At 58.0% G+C, this 18,314-nt stretch carries 19 protein-coding genes and 1 tRNA gene; 16 read left to right on the top strand and 4 right to left on the bottom strand.

The genetic code is table 11. The annotated features are described in order from the left end of the window. The first annotated feature begins 19 nt into the window (after positions 1–19). From NCHOL11_RS12185 to NCHOL11_RS12120, 14 genes are all read left to right on the top strand, one after another. Positions 20–2,041, top strand: a complete 2,022-nt coding sequence (locus NCHOL11_RS12185; RefSeq protein WP_097092531.1) for a M13 family metallopeptidase — start codon at positions 20–22, stop codon at positions 2,039–2,041. A 206-nt stretch (positions 2,042–2,247) separates the two neighbouring features. Beyond that, positions 2,248–2,643, top strand: a complete 396-nt coding sequence (locus NCHOL11_RS12180; RefSeq protein ID WP_441339478.1) for a DUF4168 domain-containing protein — start codon at positions 2,248–2,250, stop codon at positions 2,641–2,643. 66 nt (positions 2,644–2,709) lie between these two features. After that, the gene (locus tag NCHOL11_RS12175; RefSeq protein WP_097092530.1) at positions 2,710–3,999 is read left to right on the top strand and encodes an adenosylmethionine--8-amino-7-oxononanoate transaminase; all 1,290 of its coding nucleotides are present in this window, start codon (positions 2,710–2,712) and stop codon (positions 3,997–3,999) included. A 59-nt stretch (positions 4,000–4,058) separates the two neighbouring features. Beyond that, the gene (gene infA / locus NCHOL11_RS12170) at positions 4,059–4,277 is read left to right on the top strand and encodes a translation initiation factor IF-1 (protein ID WP_003049127.1); all 219 of its coding nucleotides are present in this window, start codon (positions 4,059–4,061) and stop codon (positions 4,275–4,277) included. Between the two features lie 12 nt (positions 4,278–4,289). Continuing rightward, positions 4,290–4,862, top strand: coding sequence for a Maf family protein (locus NCHOL11_RS12165; RefSeq protein ID WP_097092529.1), 573 nt, complete (start codon positions 4,290–4,292; stop codon positions 4,860–4,862). A gap of 63 nt (positions 4,863–4,925) precedes the next feature. Next, positions 4,926–5,915, top strand: a complete 990-nt coding sequence (locus tag NCHOL11_RS12160; protein ID WP_097092528.1) for a ribonuclease — start codon at positions 4,926–4,928, stop codon at positions 5,913–5,915. After that, positions 5,905–6,099 (top strand): DNA gyrase inhibitor YacG, encoded by a 195-nt coding sequence (locus NCHOL11_RS12155; RefSeq protein ID WP_097092527.1) that lies wholly within the window; start codon positions 5,905–5,907, stop codon positions 6,097–6,099. The genes NCHOL11_RS12160 and NCHOL11_RS12155 overlap by 11 nt, the downstream gene beginning before the upstream one ends. Positions 6,100–6,150: 51 nt before the next feature. After that, positions 6,151–6,226: transfer RNA gene (locus NCHOL11_RS12150), tRNA-Phe, on the top strand. Positions 6,227–6,446: 220 nt separating this feature from the next. Next, positions 6,447–7,715: a tyrosine-type recombinase/integrase gene (locus NCHOL11_RS12145; RefSeq protein WP_255254783.1), complete on the top strand. Its 1,269-nt coding sequence runs from the start codon at positions 6,447–6,449 to the stop codon at positions 7,713–7,715. Between the two features lie 247 nt (positions 7,716–7,962). After that, the gene (locus tag NCHOL11_RS12140) at positions 7,963–8,616 is read left to right on the top strand and encodes an N-6 DNA methylase (RefSeq protein WP_097092525.1); all 654 of its coding nucleotides are present in this window, start codon (positions 7,963–7,965) and stop codon (positions 8,614–8,616) included. Next, positions 8,613–10,307 carry an Eco57I restriction-modification methylase domain-containing protein gene (locus tag NCHOL11_RS12135; protein ID WP_097092524.1) on the top strand — a complete coding sequence of 565 codons (1,695 nt, stop codon included), beginning with the start codon at positions 8,613–8,615 and terminating at the stop codon, positions 10,305–10,307. The genes NCHOL11_RS12140 and NCHOL11_RS12135 overlap by 4 nt, the downstream gene beginning before the upstream one ends. Next, entirely contained in the window at positions 10,282–12,855 is a 2,574-nt protein-coding gene (locus NCHOL11_RS12130; RefSeq protein WP_255254782.1) for a GIY-YIG nuclease family protein, read from the top strand. Before NCHOL11_RS12135 ends, NCHOL11_RS12130 begins: the two co-directional genes overlap by 26 nt. A 92-nt stretch (positions 12,856–12,947) precedes the next feature. Then, a complete protein-coding gene (locus tag NCHOL11_RS12125; protein WP_097092522.1) occupies positions 12,948–13,421 on the top strand; it encodes a hypothetical protein in 474 nt (157 codons plus the stop codon). Beyond that, positions 13,421–14,452 carry a serine/threonine-protein kinase gene (locus NCHOL11_RS12120; protein WP_097092521.1) on the top strand — a complete coding sequence of 344 codons (1,032 nt, stop codon included), beginning with the start codon at positions 13,421–13,423 and terminating at the stop codon, positions 14,450–14,452. Before NCHOL11_RS12125 ends, NCHOL11_RS12120 begins: the two co-directional genes overlap by 1 nt. 587 nt (positions 14,453–15,039) lie before the next feature. On the opposite strand, the gene NCHOL11_RS12115 is transcribed toward NCHOL11_RS12120, so the two are convergent. Together NCHOL11_RS12115 and NCHOL11_RS12110 are read right to left on the bottom strand one after the other, a co-directional pair. Beyond that, the gene (locus NCHOL11_RS12115; protein ID WP_097092520.1) at positions 15,040–15,378 is read right to left on the bottom strand and encodes a DUF3768 domain-containing protein; all 339 of its coding nucleotides are present in this window, start codon (positions 15,376–15,378) and stop codon (positions 15,040–15,042) included. Then, positions 15,375–15,833, bottom strand: a complete 459-nt coding sequence (locus NCHOL11_RS12110) for a hypothetical protein (RefSeq protein WP_097092925.1) — start codon at positions 15,831–15,833, stop codon at positions 15,375–15,377. The genes NCHOL11_RS12115 and NCHOL11_RS12110 overlap by 4 nt, the downstream gene beginning before the upstream one ends. Before the next feature lie 178 nt (positions 15,834–16,011). Here NCHOL11_RS12110 and NCHOL11_RS12105 point away from each other — a divergent pair, with 178 nt between their 5' ends. Continuing rightward, on the top strand, positions 16,012–16,293 hold the full coding sequence (locus NCHOL11_RS12105) for a DUF6626 family protein (protein ID WP_141397858.1): 282 nt from the start codon (positions 16,012–16,014) through the stop codon (positions 16,291–16,293). Positions 16,294–16,433: 140 nt separating this feature from the next. Next, positions 16,434–17,348: a hypothetical protein gene (locus NCHOL11_RS17950; protein WP_141397857.1), complete on the top strand. Its 915-nt coding sequence runs from the start codon at positions 16,434–16,436 to the stop codon at positions 17,346–17,348. 72 nt (positions 17,349–17,420) lie between these two features. On the opposite strand, the gene NCHOL11_RS12095 is transcribed toward NCHOL11_RS17950, so the two are convergent. After that, the gene (locus NCHOL11_RS12095) at positions 17,421–17,960 is read right to left on the bottom strand and encodes a recombinase family protein (protein ID WP_097092518.1); all 540 of its coding nucleotides are present in this window, start codon (positions 17,958–17,960) and stop codon (positions 17,421–17,423) included. 150 nt (positions 17,961–18,110) lie between these two features. Beyond that, a partial coding sequence (locus NCHOL11_RS18400; protein ID WP_217991069.1) for a hypothetical protein occupies positions 18,111–18,314 on the bottom strand: 204 nt, incomplete at its 5' end.

Below are 18,314 nucleotides of genomic sequence, written 5' to 3'. Positions count from 1 at the left end.
TCAAGCAAGGGATGCTTCGATGAAAAATCTTCTGATGAGCGCCGCTGTTGGCGCTCTGCTGCTCGCCGCCAACGCCGCGCAGGCGGATCAGGCGCCACCGGCCAAGCCGACCTATGGCAGCTACGGCTTCGACAGCAAGGGCATGGACCCGACCGTCAAGCCGGGCGATGATTTCTACCTTCACGCCAATGGCGGCTGGGCCAAGGCCACGCCGATCCCCGCAGACAAATCCAATTATGGCGCGTTCAACGTGCTTGATGACCTGTCGCGAGAGCGCACCCGGGGCATATTGGAGGAGGCGAGGAAAGACCCCGCCAGCAGCATCGGCATCGCCTATGCCAGTTATCTCGACGCGCCCACCGTGGAAGCGAAGGGGCTGACGCCTATCAAGCCCTGGCTCGCGAAGATCGAGGCGGTAAAAGACAAAGCGGGTTACGCCCGCTTGGCGGCGGAGGCTGCCCGGGCCGGCATAGCAGGGCCCTTCACCTTCTATGTGGGGCAGGATGACAAGGCACCTGACACTTATATCCTGAACCTGCGCCAGTCGGGTCTGGGTCTACCCAACCGTGACTTTTATCTCCAGCCCGACCAGAAGATGGCGGCCATCCGGACCGCCTATGCCGCGCATCTGGAACAGATGCTGACGCTGGCGGGCGCGAGCAACGCAAAGGCCCGCGCTGCCGCCCTGATGTCGTTCGAAACGGAAGTCGCCAAGCTGCACTGGACCCAGGTCGACAGCAGGGACGCGGACAAGACCTATAACCGGATGACCCTTGCCGAATTGCAGGAGGCCGCGCCCGGTTTCGACTTCGCCGCCTATTTCGCCGCCAACGGACTGAAACCAGAGGCGCTGATCGTCGCGCAGCCCACGGCGATCACCGGCGAAGCAGCACTGATCGCGCGAACCCCGGTCGAAGTGCTCAAGGACGCCCTTCTGCTGCGTAGCCTCCATAGCTATGCCACTTATCTGCCCGATCGCATTGCCGACGCGGACTTCGCTTTCTACGGCACCACCTTGTCGGGCACGCCTCAGCGCGAAGAACGGTGGAAGCGCGCGGTCGGCTTCGTCAAGGATGCGATGGGCGAGGAAGTCGGCAAAATCTATGTCGCCCGCTATTTTCCGCCGGAAACCAAGGCGGCGATGGATCAACTCGTCAAAAATGTGATCGCCGCCATGGGCCGCCGCATCGACGGCCTCAGCTGGATGAGCGATGGCGCGAAGGCTAGGGCGCACAAGAAGCTGGCGGCCTTCACGCCAAAGATCGGCTACCCCGACAAATGGCGGGATTATGGTGGGCTCGACATGGCGGCGGGCGATCTGTTCGGCAATGCGCTGCGGTCGAACCAATATGAATTCGATTATCAGATGGGCAAGCTAGGGAAGCCTATTTACCGTTGGGAATGGCAGATGACGCCAATGGAGATCAACGCTTATGCGGACTTCTCCATGGTTGAGATCGTCTTCCCGGCCGCGATCCTCCAGCCGCCCTTCTTCGATCCTCATGCCGATCCGGCAGTGAATTATGGCGGCATCGGCGCGGTGATCGGCCATGAACTCAGCCATCATTTCGACGACCAAGGCGCCAAATATGATGAAAGCGGCAAGCTCAACCAGTGGTGGAGCGATGCCGATGTCGCGGCCTTCAAACAGCTGACGGGCAAGCTGGTGAAGCAATATGACGCCTATGAACCCTTTCCCGGAGCGCATGTGAAGGGCGATTTCACGCTGGGTGAGAATATCGGTGATCTCGCAGGCGTCGCTGTGGCGCTCGACGCCTATCATGCCTCGCTCGGCGGCAAGCCTGCGCCGGTGATCGATGGCACCACCGGGGATCAACGCTTCTTCCTGGGTTGGGCACAGGTATGGCGGCGCAATTATCGCGAACCGAACTTGCGCCAGCGGCTCGTCACCGACCCGCATTCGCCCTCGCAATATCGGGCGGACACGGTGCGGAACTTCGATCAATGGTACGCCGCCTTCAAGCCTGCGCCCGGCAGCAAGCTCTATCTTGCTCCACAGGAGCGCGTGAGAATCTGGTAAAAATGAGGACGGCTAACGTTCCGGCTACGGCGAGCCGTGACGATGCGGGGGATGAGTTGAACGGCCCCAGGCCGTCACCCCTCAAATCTCACGTTTCGCCGGAACACTCTTTAAACCTTGTGCGCTCTTCCACAGCTTTAAGCCATCAAATTGCAAGGAGAAGCATGTTGACGGGTTTTCGTTCATCACTGGTTTTGAAGACGGCTATGGCATCGGTGGCTCTGTTGGCAGCGGCACCCGTTCTGGCTCAGGGCGCGGCCGCTCCGGCGACGCCCGCGACCCCAGCCACTCCGGCAGCACCTTCGGCTGCAGCAGGCAAATATAGCGATGCCGACATCAAGCTGTTTGCTGCAGCAGCGGTCGAAGTGACCAAGATTCAGTCCGACACCAGCATTGCCGACGCGGAAAAGCAGCCCAAGATGCTCGCCGCGCTGCAGGCATCGGGCATTGCGCCTGAAAAGTTCAATGAAATCGGCCAGGCCGCAGCTGCCGACCCGGCATTGCAGCAGCGTATCCAGGCGGCCGCTCCAGCAGCACCGGCTGCTCCGGCCAGCCCCGCTACGCCAGCTTCGCCCGCTACTCCGGCTAATCCAGCCAAGTAATCGGTAACGGCATGTTTCGGGGGAGGGAGCTTGGCCTGACGCTTTGGCTATTCTAAGCGTCTCGCCATGACCTCCCCTATATGGCACCCCTTCACCCAGCACGGCCTCAACGAAACCATCCCGCATGTCGTGCGTGCCGACGGCGCGTCATTACATCTGGTAGATGGAGGCACGTTGATCGACGCCATTTCCAGTTGGTGGGTGACGACGCACGGCCACTGTCATCCCCGCATCGCTCAGGCGATTGCGCAGCAGGCCGGGCAGCTCGACCAGCTCATCTTTGCCAGTTACACGCATGAACCCGCTGAAGAGGTAGCACGCGGCCTGATCGAACTGGCGCCGCGCGCGGAAGGGCGCGATCCGCTCGCCCATGTCTTCTTTTCCGACAGCGGGTCGACCTCCGTTGAGGTCGCGTTGAAGATGGCGCTCGGCTACTGGCACAATCGCGCGCTGGACGGACTGTCCGCGCCCCGGCATCGCATCCTCGTCCTCGAACATGGCTATCATGGCGACACGATCGGCACGATGTCGGTCGGCGAGCGCGGCGTGTATAATGCGGCATGGACGCCTTTGCTGTTCGATGTCGGCACCATAGCGTTTCCGGCACCAGGGGCCGAGCAGCAGACGCTCGACGCGCTGGAGGCCGCCTGCAAGGAGCATCCGGCGGCGTTCATCGTCGAACCGCTGGTGTTGGGCGCGGGCGGGATGCTGATCTACTCGCCGGAGATATTGCGGCAGATGGCGGAAATCTGCGCACGGCACGATGTCCTTTTCATCGCTGACGAAGTGATGACCGGATGGGGCCGCACTGGAACAATCTTTGCTTGCGAACAGGCGGGCGTCGTGCCCGACATCATGGCCGTCGCAAAGGGAATCACTGGTGGCTCCGTTCCGCTCGCGGCGACGCTCGCCACGGCGCGCATTTTTGACGCGCACAAGTCGCAGGATCGGGCGCGGCTCTTCTACCATTCGTCCAGCTATACGGCCAACGCCATCTCCTGCGCCGCCGCGGCCGCCAACCTCGCCATCTGGCGGGAGGAGGATGTGCTCGGCCGCATTGCTGCGCTCGAAAAGAATATGTCGCAGCGACTCGGAAGGCTGGCGCTTCATCCTGCCTTCACGAACGCCCGGCAGCTTGGCACGATCGTCGCGATCGACCTGATCGCGCAGGATGCAGGCTATCTGTCCGACCTTGCCCCACGCCTGCGCACCTTCTTCCTTGATCGGGGCATTTTGCTGCGTCCATTGGGCAACAGCATCTATCTGATGCCGCCCTATTGCACTGATGTGGATCAGCTGGATCACATCTTTGCGGCCCTCTCCGCAGCGGGTGATGCGTTCGGCGCGTCAGCCTGACTTCCATTTTCCGCATTTTGTCGTTATGGCGGCGCGATTTTCGGTTTCCCCAGGATATTATGGCAAAAGAAGAACTGCTTGAAATGCGCGGACAGGTTGTGGAGCTTCTCCCCAACGCCATGTTTCGCGTCCGGCTTGAAAATGATCACGAGATCCTTGGCCACACGGCTGGCAAGATGCGGAAAAACCGCATCCGTGTGCTGGTGGGCGACGAAGTGCTGGTCGAACTGACCCCCTACGACCTGACCAAGGGTCGGATCACTTACCGCTTCAAATAAGCCGCTTTTTCGATGCGGCTCATCCTTGCTTCGGCTTCGCCTAGACGGTGTGAACTTCTGGGTCAGATCGGCGTGCGTCCTGATATGGTGGACCCCGCCGACGTCGATGAAACCCCGTTGAAAGGCGAACTTCCCGGCCCGTACGCTACGCGCGTGGCGGCTGAAAAGGCGGCGCTTGTCGCTGCCCGCCATCCCGGCGCGCTCGTGCTTTCGGGCGATACGGTGGTCGCAGCGGGCCGCCGCATTTTGCCCAAGGCAGAGGCGGAGGATGAGGCGCGCGCCTGTCTTTCGTTCCTCTCGGGCCGCCGCCACCGCGTGCTGAGCGCCATCACGCTCATCGATGGCGAGGGGAGGGCAAGGCATCGCCTCTCGGCCAACATCGTGACGTTCAAGCGTCTGGAGCAGGCCGAAATCGACGCCTACATCGCCAGCGAAGAATGGCATGGCAAGGCAGGGGGCTATGCGATCCAGGGTCGTGCCGCCGGGCTGATCCGCGCGATACATGGCAGCCATAGCGCGATCATGGGTCTGCCCCTTTACGAAACCCGCGCGCTGCTGAAAGCTGCGGGCTATCCATTGGACTAGAGGGATGGCGAGGGAAATGGCACATGTCCCGGCTCAGCAATCCCGACCAGCAGGAATATAGTGATGGCCGAATGGCTCTATGAAGAAGGGATTGGCGAGGCCCGCGCCGCGCTGATCGAAAAGGGCCGTCTGGTCGAAGCGGAGATCGAGCGTGAGGGCGATGGCGCCCGCGCCGGCGCGGTGATGCAGGGCAAGCTCGTCCGGACGATCATTCCCAAGAAGCGCGGCATCGCCCGCCTGATCTCGGGCGAGGAAGTGCTGGTCGAGCCCATCCCGCCAAAAACTGCGGAGGGAGCGACCGTCCTCCTCGAAATTCTGCGCGAAGCCATTCCCGAGGAAGGCCGCTCCAAGCTCGCCAAGGCGCGCATCGCGCAGCCGGGCTCCAAGGTGCATCCCGCCCCCAGCCTGCTGCAGCGTCTGCGGGCAACCGGCATTCCGGTCATCCCGTGCCCCGCGCATGAGGAGGATCGCTTGGAAGCCCATGGCTGGAGCGAGCTCATGGAAGAGGCGATGTCCGGCGAGATCGGCACCGAGGAAGCGGCGCTCCGCATCTTCCCTACGCCTGCCATGATCCTGATCGACGTGGACGGATCGCTGCCGCCCGCCAAGCTCGGTCCAAAAGGTGCGAAGCTCGCCGCACAGGCGATCCGCCGCATGGGCCTGACCGGATCGATCGGCATCGATTTGCCCACCATGAACAACAAGGATGAGCGCGCTGTCGCCTCAGCGCAGATCGACAAATATCTGCCCCTTCCTTTCGAACGCACTGCGGTGAACGGCTTCGGGTTCGTCCAGATCATCCGACGCCGGGAGCGGATGAACCTCATGGAGTTGCTGCGGGCTGATCCGATCGAAACCGCCTCCCTCGCATTGCTCCGCCGTGCCGAGCGAGAGGGCAATGGCGGACCGGTGACGATCACCGCCGCGCCCGCCATCATCGACCGCCTTTACAAAGCCACCGACTGGCTGGAGCAACTCGCTCGCCGCCGTGGCGGGGCCGTCAGCTTGAAGGCGGACCCCGCGCTTGCCATATCGGCCGGCCATGTCGCCTAAATCATCCTCCTGCCCGATCTGCGGCCAAGCTTCACATCCGGACACGCGGCCTTTCTGCGGAAAGCCATGTCGCGATCGTGACCTTTTGCAATGGCTGGGCGAAGGCTATCGGGTCCCCGGAACCCCCGCCGCCGACGAGATGAAAAAAAGCGACGATGATGGGGTGGACAACCCCCTGGATTGATGCCTATAGGCACGCCTCTCAACGTCGCCGGTGGTTCTCCCCGGCGCCCGTGCCCGGGTAGCTCAGTTGGTAGAGCATGCGACTGAAAATCGCAGTGTCGGCGGTTCGACTCCGTCCCCGGGCACCATTATTCCCTAGTAAAAACAGTAACTTACCTGAAGTCTCGCTCTTTGATTGGGTTGGAGCTAAGCTAGCACAGTGCTAGCACGCAGTTTCCCACGCCTTCAGAGATATCAAGACGTTAACCTTCTGCGGCTTATGTCGGGAGGGGCTGATCTAGCACATTTCAAGCACAGCCAGCGCAGTCCGCAAACCGGCCTGCGCTATTATTTTGGGGCATGTTACGCATGGAAATGGGCCGGGTAGCCGGGAAAGAGCCTTACGCAATATTTCAACGGCCAGGCAGCGCAGTCTGGTGGGTGCGGTTCAGCATCCGGGGTGAAGGTCAGATCAGGAAATCGCTGGGCACGTCAGACGAGGCCGATGCACGGCGTCAGGCCGCAAAGCTCTGGCACGAGGCACAGTACCGGAAAGAGAATGGTCTGCGGGCTGTACAGCGGTCCTTTCGGGTGGTGGCCGAGGAATTCTGCGATCACATGGACCGGCTCTCAGAGCGCGGTGAGGTCCGGCATGATCGCGGCGATCGGATCAGGCCGTTGGTCGAACGTTATTTCGTGCCGTTCTTCGATAAGAAGCCAATCGATGCGATCACCGACGCTGATGCCTACCGCTATCTCGAATGGCGCAAATCATACTGGACGACCGGCCCAGGTAAGGATCAGACGCATATCGAATATATCCGGGCTGGAAAGCGCATCAGGCGACCCGCCACCGATATGCGCCGTGTCCCCAGCCTGAGCAGTCAACGCGGGGAAGCAGTCGTGCTACGGCAACTTTTCCGGCAAGCCGCGAAATGGGGCTATATCAATCAGAGCCAGATACCCGATGTCGATACGCCGCGCGTGCCGCCATCACCGAGGCCCAGTTATTCGATCAGCGAGATGACCAAGCTGCAAAGGCTTGCCCAAAAGCGAATGCAGGACAAGCAGGTTAATGAAGAGGTCCGACGCGACCGGACGATACTCCATGCTTACATCACCATCGCTTGTTGCACCGGGATGCGGCCGACCGAATTGCGGAACCTGAACTGGGGCGACTTGCTGGGCTATCGCGACGGTTTGACCAAGCGTCTGGGTGATCGCGACATTCGGATCAGGGCGCGCGGTAAAGGCAAATCCCGCGAGTTCATTCCACTGGAATATGGACTGACCGAGTTCGACCGGCTCTGGCGCATGTGGAAATCTCATCACGACGATAATGAGCCGACCGACGGCGATCCGATTTTTGCTGCGCCGGATGGTCGGCGGCTGACCTCGATCAACAAAAGCCTCAACGCATTACTGGAAGCTGCCGGATTGAAGGAGGATCATCGCGGCAAGAAGCGTGATGCCTACAGCTTCCGGCATTTCTATATTTCTCAGCAGCTACGCGCCGGAGTGGATGTGTTCGTGCTGGCGCGCAACACGGGCACCAGCCCTGACATGATCGACAAGTTCTACGGACAGGTCAGCGTCGAACAATTCAAGGACGCGCTGCGCCCCGACTGGATCGCATAGCTCACATTTGCCCTGCAAGGGGCCACGCGCTGGGGAAAGCCGTCATGGGCTCGCAGGTATGCCTCCAGAATGGCGGGAGTTTGTGGCCCCTTGCACGGGCAAAGAAGTTTAGCGCCTAAACTTCAATCTGAACATATTGCCATCACCACCGGCAGGCGCGTCATGCCGATGATGCCTTGCACCGGTGTCCAATTAACGGTGCTTGCGTGGACAGGCGGATGCAGGGTCTGTAAAGCTGGGACCATCTATGAGCCTGATAAAATCGAAAAAACGTGTCGCCGATCACGGGGAGGTTTTTACTCCCCCATGGCTCGTCGAAAAGATGCTTGATCTGGTGAAGGGCGAGACGGAACGGATCGACGCGCGCTTTCTGGAGCCTGCTTGCGGAAGCGGCAATTTCCTCGTGCCGATCTTGCAACGCAAGCTAGCTGCCGTGGAGCTGAAATTTGGCAAGTCCGATTTCGAAAAGCGGCACTATGCCCTGCTGGCCGTAATGTGCGCCTACGGGATCGAACTGCTGCCTGACAACATTGCCGAGTGCCGCGCGAACATGCTCGAGGTCTTTGCCGGCTATCTCGGTCTGGGCGAAACGGATGAGCTATATCTCGCTGCCTTCTATGTGCTGTCGCTTAATCTCGTGCATGGCGATGCGATGACGATGCGCGACACCGAAGGCGCACCGATCAGCGTAGTGGAATGGGGCTATCTCGGTAGGGGCAAGTTTCAGCGCCGGGACTTCAGGCTCGATGTGCTGACCGGCATGGCGAGTTTCAGTGCGGAAGGCTCGCTGTTCGCGGGGCTCGGCAAGCACGAAATTTTCACACCCACTTGCGTCTATCCACCGATCACGGTTAGCGATTTGGCGAGATTTGCTAGCGGCGAAATGGGGGGAGCCGTATGAACAAACAGGCGGGGTTTACGCTGCGGGGACGCAATCCCGATGTTCTGACTTGCATCGCCAACCTCTCGAACGATGAGGTGTTCACACCGCCGGAGTTTGCTAACCGAGTATTGGACACGCTGGCGGAGGCTTGGGCCTCCCGAAATGGCGGCGCGAATATTTGGGCCGACCGCACTGTTACGTTCCTTGATCCTTGCACCAAATCGGGGGTGTTTCTTCGGGAAATCACCTCGCGGCTGATCGCCGGGTTGGCGACAGAAATTCCCGACCTGCAAACGCGGGTCGACCATATCCTGACCCGGCAGGTGTTCGGCATCAGTATAACGACGTTGACCAGCCTGCTGGCTCGTCGAAGCCTCTATTGCTCGAAGCACGCCAACGGCGAACATTCGGTGGCGAAGAGTTTTGCCAGTGATGGCGGCAACATCTGGTTCGAGCGCACCGAACATAACTGGGTCGGTGGCAGCAAATGGATCGAAGTTACGGACGAGGCAGGCAACACGCTCAAGAAACGTGGCGATGCCTCAGATGGCAAGTGCGAGTTCTGCGGCGTACCGCAAAACACCTTTGATCGAGACGAACAGCTGGAAAACCACGCCTACGCCTTCATCCACACCAATGACATTCGAACTCGCATCCGCGAGTTGTTCGGAGATGACATGCAGTTCGATGTGATTATCGGAAACCCACCTTACCAGTTGAATACGGACGGGCATGGGGTGCAGGCACGCCCTATCTACCAGCAATTTGTTCAGCAGGCCAAAGAGCTTTCTCCCAGATTTCTTAGCATGATCATACCTGCGCGATGGTTTTCGGGAGGCATGGGGTTAGATGAGTTTCGGGAAGCAATGCTCAACAATGACCAATTGGTTTCAATTGAGGATTACCTAACGGCATCAGATGTGTTCCCCGGCGTTGGGCTCAAAGGTGGCGTTTGCTACTTTTTATGGGATCGTGACTATCATGGTCCCTGTCGTGTAACTACACACTACAAGGATCATCCTCCTTCAACTGCGACACGCCCTTTGCTCGAAAAGGGTGCAGATGTCTTCATCCGCTTCAACGCTGGATTATCGATCCTAAAGAAGGTCGTCGCCGCTGAAACGGGCAGCGATAAATCTCTGGAACTTCCCAACGAAAAGCGGTTCATGAATCTCGTTAGTTCGATTGGTGCATATGGCCTCGGCAGCACATTCAGAGGGAAAGAAGCGCGATCAAGCGACGATCTGAAGGTCTACAGAAATGGCGGCGTCGGGTATGTCGCGAGGGCAGAGATCACAAAAGAGCAAGATACTTTTGATAAGTGGAAGATATTCATCGGCCGCGCTGCTCCCGGCACCGGCAATAAAGATACCTATCCGCATCGCATTCTAAGTACCCCATTTATAGGCGAACCAGGAAGCATATCTTCTTGGACCTATATGTATATCGGCCCTTTCGACACAAAATTAGAGGCCGAGAGTGCTCTATCATATCTCACATGCCGCCTAACTCGTCTCCTTGTTCTATTGCATAAGCCTTCTCAGGACACGACGCGAAGGGTCTACACTTTCGTGCCAACGCAAGACTGGACAAAAATTTGGACCGATGAAGATCTCTACAAGAAGTACGGTATAACTGAGGAGGAAATCGCATTCATTGAGACGTTTGTGCGGCCCATGGATCTTGGCGCGGCAGCTACCGATGAATAAGCCCACTGTTGACGAAATCCTGACCCCCAAACCGAAAGCGCGTCCGCGCATCTACGCCTATGCCATCGCCGCCGATACGCATGACGGCCTTCTAAAAGTCGGGCAGACCACACGCGACGTGAAGCAGCGAGTGGCTGAACAGCTCAAAACCGCCGCCATAACCAACTACACCATCGAGCTGGACGAAAGCGCTGAACGGGATGATGGGGGCATTATCACGGATCATGCCGTGCGCTATGCCTTGAAGCGCAAAGGCTTCGCCAACCCGCAGCTCGAATGGATGCAATGCACGGTCGCGGACGTGAAAACCGTCCTGTCCGAGCTGCGCACTGGCCAACAATTAACGGGCACGCACCACGAGGATTTCCCGCCACGAGAAGAGCAAGCGCGGGCCGTTGAACAGACCTACACCTATTATCAATCCCGCTGGAAGGAGAATGCCGCCGCCGTTCCACGTTTCCTCTGGAACGCGAAAATGCGTTTCGGCAAGACGTTCACCACCTACCAGCTTGCGAAGAAGCTGGGCGCGAAGCGAGTTCTCGTCCTGACCTTCAAGCCTGCCGTCGAGGATGCATGGCAGACTGACCTTGAATCCCATGTCGATTTCGACGCCTGGCAATATCTTTCCCGCAACTCTGGGCGCGACCCTAGCCAGATCGATGGCAATAAGCCCGTGGTCTATTTCGGCTCATTCCAAGACTTGTTGGGGCGCGACAAGGCGGGCAACATCAAGGCCCGGAACGAATGGCTCCACACAATCAACTGGGACCTGGTCGTGTTCGATGAATACCATTTCGGCGCTTGGCGCGAGACGGCAAAGGAGCTGTTCGAGGGCGAGGAAGCGGCCGTCGCCAAAAAGGAAACCAGTCTCGAATATGCCACTGACCTTGAGGAGGTGAACGAGGATTTGGGGGTCCTTTCAGAAAGCGAGGCCGAGTTCCTGCCCATCACCACGCGGGCCTATCTCTATCTCTCCGGCACCCCCTTCAAGGCGCTGGCCACCGGCGAGTTCATCGAGGAACAGATTTTCAACTGGACCTATACCGACGAACAACGCGCCAAGGTCGAATTTGCTGAGCAAAATCCAGATGCGCGCAATCCCTATGGCGCGCTGCCGCAAATGCGGCTGCTAACCTATCAGATGCCGCCGGAAATTACTCACATTGCCAGCGGCGGGGAGTTCGACGAGTTTGATCTTAACGAATTTTTCGCCGCTAGCGGGACCGGCGTGCTGGCGCAATTCAAGCACAAGGATGAGGTGCAGAAATGGCTGAATGTCATTCGTAATGCACCCGATGCGCCGCGATCGCTCGATAGCCTTAAGTCTGGCGTCGTGCCGCCTTGGCCCTATTCGGACACAAGATTGCTACCCCATTTGCAGCACAGTTTCTGGTTTCTGCCCAACGTCGCCGCCTGTCATGCGATGAGAAATTTGTTGGAAGAGAAACATAACGTCTTCTGGCATGATTACAGGCTGATCGTGGCGGCGGGGGCCACGGCAGGCATCGGACTGGACGCGTTGCCGCCCGTCCGACAGGCTGTCGGCAGTGGTTTCGGCACCAAGACCATCACACTGTCGTGCGGTAAGCTGACAACCGGCGTGACGGTGGCGCAATGGTCGTCGATCCTGATGCTACGCAACCTAAATTCGCCGGAAACCTATTTTCAGGCAGCATTCCGGGTGCAATCGCCTTGGTCGATCAAGAATCCCCATGGCGACGATCCCAACGAAGAAGAAGTCTTCAAACCCATCTGCTTTGTGTTCGATTTCGCGCCGACCCGTGCGCTTCGACAGTTGTCATCATATGGCGTTGGCCTTTCGCCGGGCGAAGCCAACCCAGAAAATGCGGTGCGGGAGCTTGTCTCCTTCCTGCCAGTGCTGGCCTATGACGGCGCCAACATGACGCAGATTGACGCAGGCGGCATTCTTGACATTGCAATGGCCGGAACTTCGGCAACGCTGCTGGCACGAAAATGGGAATCCGCGATGCTCGTCAACGTGGATAATGACACGTTGCGCCGCGTTCTCAACAATCCCGAGGCGATGGCAGCCGTGGAACGCATAGAAGGCTGGCGCGCGCTTGGTGTTAACATCATCGAAACCATCATCAACAAGAGCGAAAAGGTCAAAGACCTCAAGAACAAGGCGAAAGGCAGCGAGCTTACTTCGCAGGAAAAGAAAGAGCTAACCGATGAAGAAAAGGAGTACAAATCGAAGCGCAAGCTCGTACAGGAAAAGCTGATTAAGTTTGCCACACGCATTCCAGCGTTCATGTACCTGACGGATTTTCGCGAAAATACGCTACAGGATGTCATCACCAAGCTGGAACCGGAATTGTTCCTTGCGGTCACTGGCCTGACAGTAGCCGACTTTCATCTTCTGGTGCGCCTAAAGGTTTTTAACACCGAACGAATGAATGAAGCCGTTTTCGCGTTCCGCCGCTATGAGGATGCCTCCCTCCGCTATACTGGAATAGAGAGCCATGAAGGGCTGACACACTATGGGCTTTACGACACCGTAGTCGCCAAGGAGCAGCCGGGGTTGTAGCGACTATTTGAGATTGCCACGTTCTGTTCTTCTCTCTTCACCATTCGTCATCCTCGTTGTATCAGTCAGTTACGGCAAACAGAGGGTTATGAATGACGAAGCGGTGGTTGGGGCTTAGCGCCTCCAAAGAAGGCGTGACTTACGTGGACGTTGAAGTCCCTCATGACGATGGCCCGATCGTGGTTCTCGCCGACGATACATGGAAGGTGCAGAAGGGCGACAGAGCTGCCGCCTACAACGTCTTGCACCAGCAATGTGCTGACTACATCCGCGAGAACGGTATCGAGGCCGTTTACGTAAAGGCGAGTGCCGTCGCTGGCAAGGGCGCGGCAAAGCTAGGCATGCTGGAAAGTGCGGAGGTCCGGGGGGTGGTGATCGCTGCTGCGGCGTCCGCTTCGTCGGTCTCGCAATTGAAGAAGGGCGTGGTTAGCCGCACCTATGGCGAGCGGAAGGTTGATGAGTATGTGGCTGACGATTCATTCTGGGATGAGCACACGACCGGTGGCAAGCTTCGCAAGGGAAGCCGTGAAGTCACAATGCTCCTGATCGCCGCGAGGAACGACTGATGGCGGACTACGTTTCCGGTCTTACAGTCGGCGCGAAGATTGGCAATGGACACTTCGGCGAGGTGTTCCATGGCGTGGACCCGGCGCATGGCAACGTCGCAGTCAAGGTCCTGAACCGCAAAGCCCACCACGATGACGCCCGGTGGCAACTATACAAGGGCGGATCGTTGAATGAGGCTCAAAACCTATCGAAAGCCACACACCGCAACGTCGTCCAAGTCCACCATGTGGTCGAGGGTGACAGCGGGGATAGTGTCATTATCTGTATGGAATATTGTGCGGGGGGCTCGCTCCAGAAGAAATTCGACACCGGCCCCATGACGCTGCGGGCAGTAAAGAAGGCGGCGACCGAGGTGCTACAGGGCCTCGGTGTGCTCCATTCGAGAGGGATGCTCCATCGCGATATTAAGCCAGCGAACATCCTCCTCGACGGACAGGGTGTGGCTAAGCTCGCCGACTTCGGTTTGGTCACGGACGACCTGTTACTCGGTTACGGCTCGCAAGCGGGCTACTGCGACCATATCGCCTACGAGTGTTGGCATAATGGGCCAACTAGCGCAAAAAGTGATATATGGGCTCTTGGTATGACGCTCTTCCGGCTTCTGCACGGCAAGATTTGGTACGAAGAAGCACCCAACCCGCAATCGCTCATTGAACACGGCGGCTTCGTTGATACTCTCAAGTGGCTTCCACACATCCCGAAGCCGTGGCGCACATTCATCCGTCGAACACTCAATGACAACACGACGGGGCGTTTCCAGAACACCAATCAAACCCTCTCGGGCCTAGCGGCTCTGCCGGTTGATCCGCTGTGGACCGTCGAAGTCGCATCAGACTTGGTCAAATGGCAGCAGACCAAGGGGCAACGGCGGATACAGGTCGAGTGGGAACGCATCTCGACGCGCAAGCAACAATGGCGCGCGTGGAGCGATCCGATCGGCGGCGGGCGTTCTCGGTCGTTGGACGGTTCCAGCGGAGTCATTGGGCAGGCGCAAGCCTTAGCCGGGCTACGGACCTTTTTCGGCGCCTAGCTTGAGCGCCATCGTCTCGGGAGGAGGAAGCCTCCCTTGAAGTCGGTTGGGCCGAGGCGTTTGAGGCCCAACGCAGTTGCGGCCTGCTCGTGACGTGCCTTAGCGCACCGCTTACAATAGGCAGTATTGGCGTTCACGCCGGGGGCCGGACGCCAATAGTTGCCGCAACACCTGCATTTCGGAAGGCTCGCCGCGAGATTGGGTGTTCTTCGTTTCATCGTCTACCTCCCCATATTCTGGGGACAACCTGTGAACAAACCATGAATCATTTCTGCAGGGACGTCAACAGCCACTGGGTCTTTGGCGGATGTTCTGTGCCGAACATGGCAGCATGTATCTTTGTTCGTCTTTCGGCGACGGCGGGATCATTCTCGACTCCATGCAGTGGCAATGGCCAAAATGCAGCCGCTAGTTGATTGCATCTCCTGCAATTTTAATATCGCGCTGACGGAATGAAAATGAAATAGGAGTGGGCCAGGGTCGCTGGCTTCTTACCACTATATGGGCTTCAGCCAGATTGAGGTGGAGCAGCAAGCGCAGCGTCCGATAATGCTGTTCCGTGATGTCGCTGACATTGTACCGCCGCATCAATATTCCTCCGATAGCATGATGGCCATTACGCGCTTGGTCCTGACGGGATCAGCCGGATCGCTGTCGGCATCGCCTAGATCGCGTTTATAGTAGGTAATCTCCCAGATGATCCGGAGCTCGTTGACCGTCAGCGTGCCAAAATCATGTTCGCCATGGGGATCATTGTCCGGCGTAAAGGCATCAAAATGCCGGACGGTATGAACGATGGCGTCCTTCACCGGAACAGGTTGTGCCGCAACACCAGCGGAGAGGAATACCCACCCGTTTTCGCCGGTAAAACGGAAATGGTCGTTGAGGCGGGCTGTGGTCGCCCGCCTCTCAGTATCGTTGTTCACGCGCCCGCTTTCTTGGCCTTAGGCTTGAAATTTGCCTTGCGTTCGGCAATGGCGCTCGTCAGTTGCGGATCGAGTTCGCCCGCGTTGATCGCTTCGATGATCGACGCGATGATGCTAGGCATTTCCGTCAGGCTTTCGACCGCAACCGCGTTCATGCCCTTGGCAAACTCCAGCGGCTTGCTGCCATAGCGAAGCTGAAAAAACAGCTTGCCGCTGGCGTCGGTGAACCAACCCTTGCGGACGGCACGGGGTGCATCGACCCGGATTTTCTCGCCCTCAGCATTTTTGCGCGTGACCTTCTTTGTCGCGGTGAAGGTCGTTCCGGCAATCTCAGCTTCCGCCAACGCCTTCTGCTCTTCCAAATATCGCAGCAGCTTCGCACGAAAACCATGCTCGGATGCGCCGACGTTGACCGGGCTGGCAGCGGTAAGCTTCAGGGACTTGAGGATCGACATGGGCATCTCCTTGTTTGTTTCGGACAAGGCAAGCCGTAACGTCGTTGTTCGTGAGAGCGACCGAAGATTGGCCTTAACGACTAGAAAATAAATGAAAATAATTCATGCGCCGCGATCAAGGATCAGGCTGCTGTGTAGCCATAAATACGAGTAGGATCGTATTTTGAGGATTATGGTCATGATAGTGGACGACATTTATGCATTTTTCCGGGCAGCAGGTATCACCCAGTCCCACGCCCATTTTTCGGTCGAGCACATGGGCTACAGTCGGCGTTATTATGATTATCTGCGCTGTTCTCGCGCCCAGCCCAATGTTCGGGCTGTCTTTCGCCTGGCACTGACGCTGTTGGACATGGCAATGGACAGCAATCTGACGCCTGATGAAAACCGCCGCGCATCTAACTTGGGCAAGCACGCCTTTGCCGATGTCATTCGTCGCTGCGGCCGGATCGACTGCTAAGCCCAGCTACCGGTCCGAGCGGCTGTTCATTGTCCTCAAATCGGCCATTCTCGGCGAAAATGTATAGAAAGCGAACGGTTGGCTTGTCCCCATAATTCAGTAATAGGAAGCCTAACGCCCGATAGGAATACGAGGAAGTTATGCCGAGCGCTGCCCACGTTGTACCAGTCAGTGAACCGCCGGAACTCGATCCTCGCTCCTCGGAATTTGACCATGCTGAACAGATGGTTGCTTGGTTCTACGAGAACTTTGAAGATCCAGCAAATCAGTTGCCGTATGAAAGCGGTTCGGGCGGCTACCAATGGATTTGGGGCGGTCCTTATGATGCTATCGAAGAGCTGACCTCAGCGTTCCCCGACGCCTCGGAGAAAGCAATCAAAGCCGCCGTCGAGCGCCTTGAAGCCAGTGGGGTCGTGGAATGGTCAGTAAACGACAGCCGCATCATCGGAGGGCTTGAGACTACCGCCGAATATGATGGCTCCGAAACCCGGAAGATTCCACAACATGAAGACCGGCATCGCGAAACAATCGTGGAAACAACGCTCTTTCCCCAGCGGAACTTCGGTTGGAGCGTGCATGTTACCTTCATTCCTGTGGGCACTAATAACAGCCTTTCCGAAGTTGCCGCCTCGGGCTTCGCAATCGGCGACTATGGCCGGGACGACTATCATTTCGACTCTCTTCGCCACCTAGTGAAGGTTCTCGTCGGCCGTCAGCTTGAAGGCGTCATGGTTGGCGATCGGCCGGATGTTGAGGAAGCGTATGAATGGCTGAACTCGCTCCGCAGCGATGCGGACGTATTCGTTGACGATGGCGTGATTGTTCACAATAGCCCCCCTGAATGGCTGCAACTGCGAGAACTCTTTAAGCACGGCACCGCAAGTGGAGTTGCGTTCATTTCCCAATCGCCGGGGAACTGGACCGGCATGTTGCTCATGTATGGGGGTTCGCTTCTGTTTTTGCGCCTCGTGAAAAATATCAACTTCGTACAGGATGCCTTTTTTGAGCGGTGGGCAAAGCGGATCAAGAAGGGTGAGTTCAATCCGTTCGAATAGCCGTTGGTCGGCTCAGGGCAAAAATGCGGCACGAGCCGCGATGAGCGGCGGGTCAAGTTGGCGGGATATAGGTCAGCCGAGCAAGCGATAAACTGTCGCCGGGCTGCACTTCAGTTCACGCGCGATTGCACGGGGTTTCATGCCATCATCGCGCAGCTTCCGAGCCTCCGCCGGGTCGAACCGCTGTTTGCCGCCACGATATACACCGCGTACCTTGGCCTTCTCGATCCCTTCGCGTTGGCGCTCCTGCCGGATGTCGAGTTCGAATTCGGCTACAGCGGCCAATATGCCCAACATCAGCTTCCCGTGGCTGGTCGTCGTGTCGAGGCCGCCCTGTTGAAGGCACCGGAATCCAACGCCCTTCACTGTCAGGGCGGCTACGATATTATGCAAATCCTGAGCCGACCGGGCAAATCGGTCGAGCCGGGTCACAAGAAACGTATCGCCCTCGCGGCAAAAATCGAGCGCAGCTTTCAACTGAGGTCGGTTCGATGCCGATTTACCGCTGATTTGTTCCTGAAACATTTTCTCGACACCATGGGCTGCAAGCTGCTCGATCTGAACGTCGAGTGATTGGTGGGTTGTGGACACGCGGGCATAGCCGACAAGCATTGCTCCTCCTTAGGGCGGTTTAAAACCCTGCTGCGATTGTGTCTTTTGGAGGGAAGAGCAAGCCTGCCAAGACGCCTTTCCGCCTTCGGAAAAATGTCTCGGCAGGCTGTAGTCGATTTAGACGGCATACCGCCCGTTATGTCGCCCGGCTCACAGGATGCGATACTGTGCGCCGTTTCGGTCAGATTTCTTCTCCACATTCAGGTCGGGAGCTGCCACGGGGATGTTTGTCAGCACTCGCCCGAACGCCCCCAGGCTTGTCTGGTCTCGGGGATAGGCTTCCGCTTCCCACACGCGGTAAGCGGAATGAAGGGTCGATGCGCTGGTCCAGCTTCGATAATTCTGTCCATAATT

Source organism: Novosphingobium sp. Chol11, assembly GCF_900218065.1.
GTDB lineage: Bacteria > Pseudomonadota > Alphaproteobacteria > Sphingomonadales > Sphingomonadaceae > Sphingobium > Sphingobium agri.
This window is presented reverse-complemented; position numbering and strand designations above follow the sequence as displayed.

Coding starts and splice junctions, on each gene's coding strand:
- NCHOL11_RS12095 (WP_097092518.1), bottom strand. CDS start 17,960: ATGCTTGTCGGCTATGCCCGCGTGTCCACAACCCACCAATCACTCGAC.
- NCHOL11_RS12110 (WP_097092925.1), bottom strand. CDS start 15,833: ATGTCGATCCTCAAGTCCCTGAAGCTTACCGCTGCCAGCCCGGTCAAC.
- NCHOL11_RS12105 (WP_141397858.1), top strand. CDS start 16,012: ATGATAGTGGACGACATTTATGCATTTTTCCGGGCAGCAGGTATCACC.
- NCHOL11_RS17950 (WP_141397857.1), top strand. CDS start 16,434: ATGCCGAGCGCTGCCCACGTTGTACCAGTCAGTGAACCGCCGGAACTC.
- NCHOL11_RS12135 (WP_097092524.1), top strand. CDS start 8,613: ATGAACAAACAGGCGGGGTTTACGCTGCGGGGACGCAATCCCGATGTT.
- NCHOL11_RS12125 (WP_097092522.1), top strand. CDS start 12,948: ATGACGAAGCGGTGGTTGGGGCTTAGCGCCTCCAAAGAAGGCGTGACT.
- NCHOL11_RS12160 (WP_097092528.1), top strand. CDS start 4,926: ATGGCCGAATGGCTCTATGAAGAAGGGATTGGCGAGGCCCGCGCCGCG.
- NCHOL11_RS12145 (WP_255254783.1), top strand. CDS start 6,447: ATGGAAATGGGCCGGGTAGCCGGGAAAGAGCCTTACGCAATATTTCAA.
- NCHOL11_RS12165 (WP_097092529.1), top strand. CDS start 4,290: ATGCGGCTCATCCTTGCTTCGGCTTCGCCTAGACGGTGTGAACTTCTG.
- NCHOL11_RS12180 (WP_441339478.1), top strand. CDS start 2,248: ATGGCATCGGTGGCTCTGTTGGCAGCGGCACCCGTTCTGGCTCAGGGC.
- NCHOL11_RS12155 (WP_097092527.1), top strand. CDS start 5,905: ATGTCGCCTAAATCATCCTCCTGCCCGATCTGCGGCCAAGCTTCACAT.
- NCHOL11_RS12185 (WP_097092531.1), top strand. CDS start 20: ATGAAAAATCTTCTGATGAGCGCCGCTGTTGGCGCTCTGCTGCTCGCC.
- NCHOL11_RS12175 (WP_097092530.1), top strand. CDS start 2,710: ATGACCTCCCCTATATGGCACCCCTTCACCCAGCACGGCCTCAACGAA.
- NCHOL11_RS12140 (WP_097092525.1), top strand. CDS start 7,963: ATGAGCCTGATAAAATCGAAAAAACGTGTCGCCGATCACGGGGAGGTT.
- infA (WP_003049127.1), top strand. CDS start 4,059: ATGGCAAAAGAAGAACTGCTTGAAATGCGCGGACAGGTTGTGGAGCTT.
- NCHOL11_RS12120 (WP_097092521.1), top strand. CDS start 13,421: ATGGCGGACTACGTTTCCGGTCTTACAGTCGGCGCGAAGATTGGCAAT.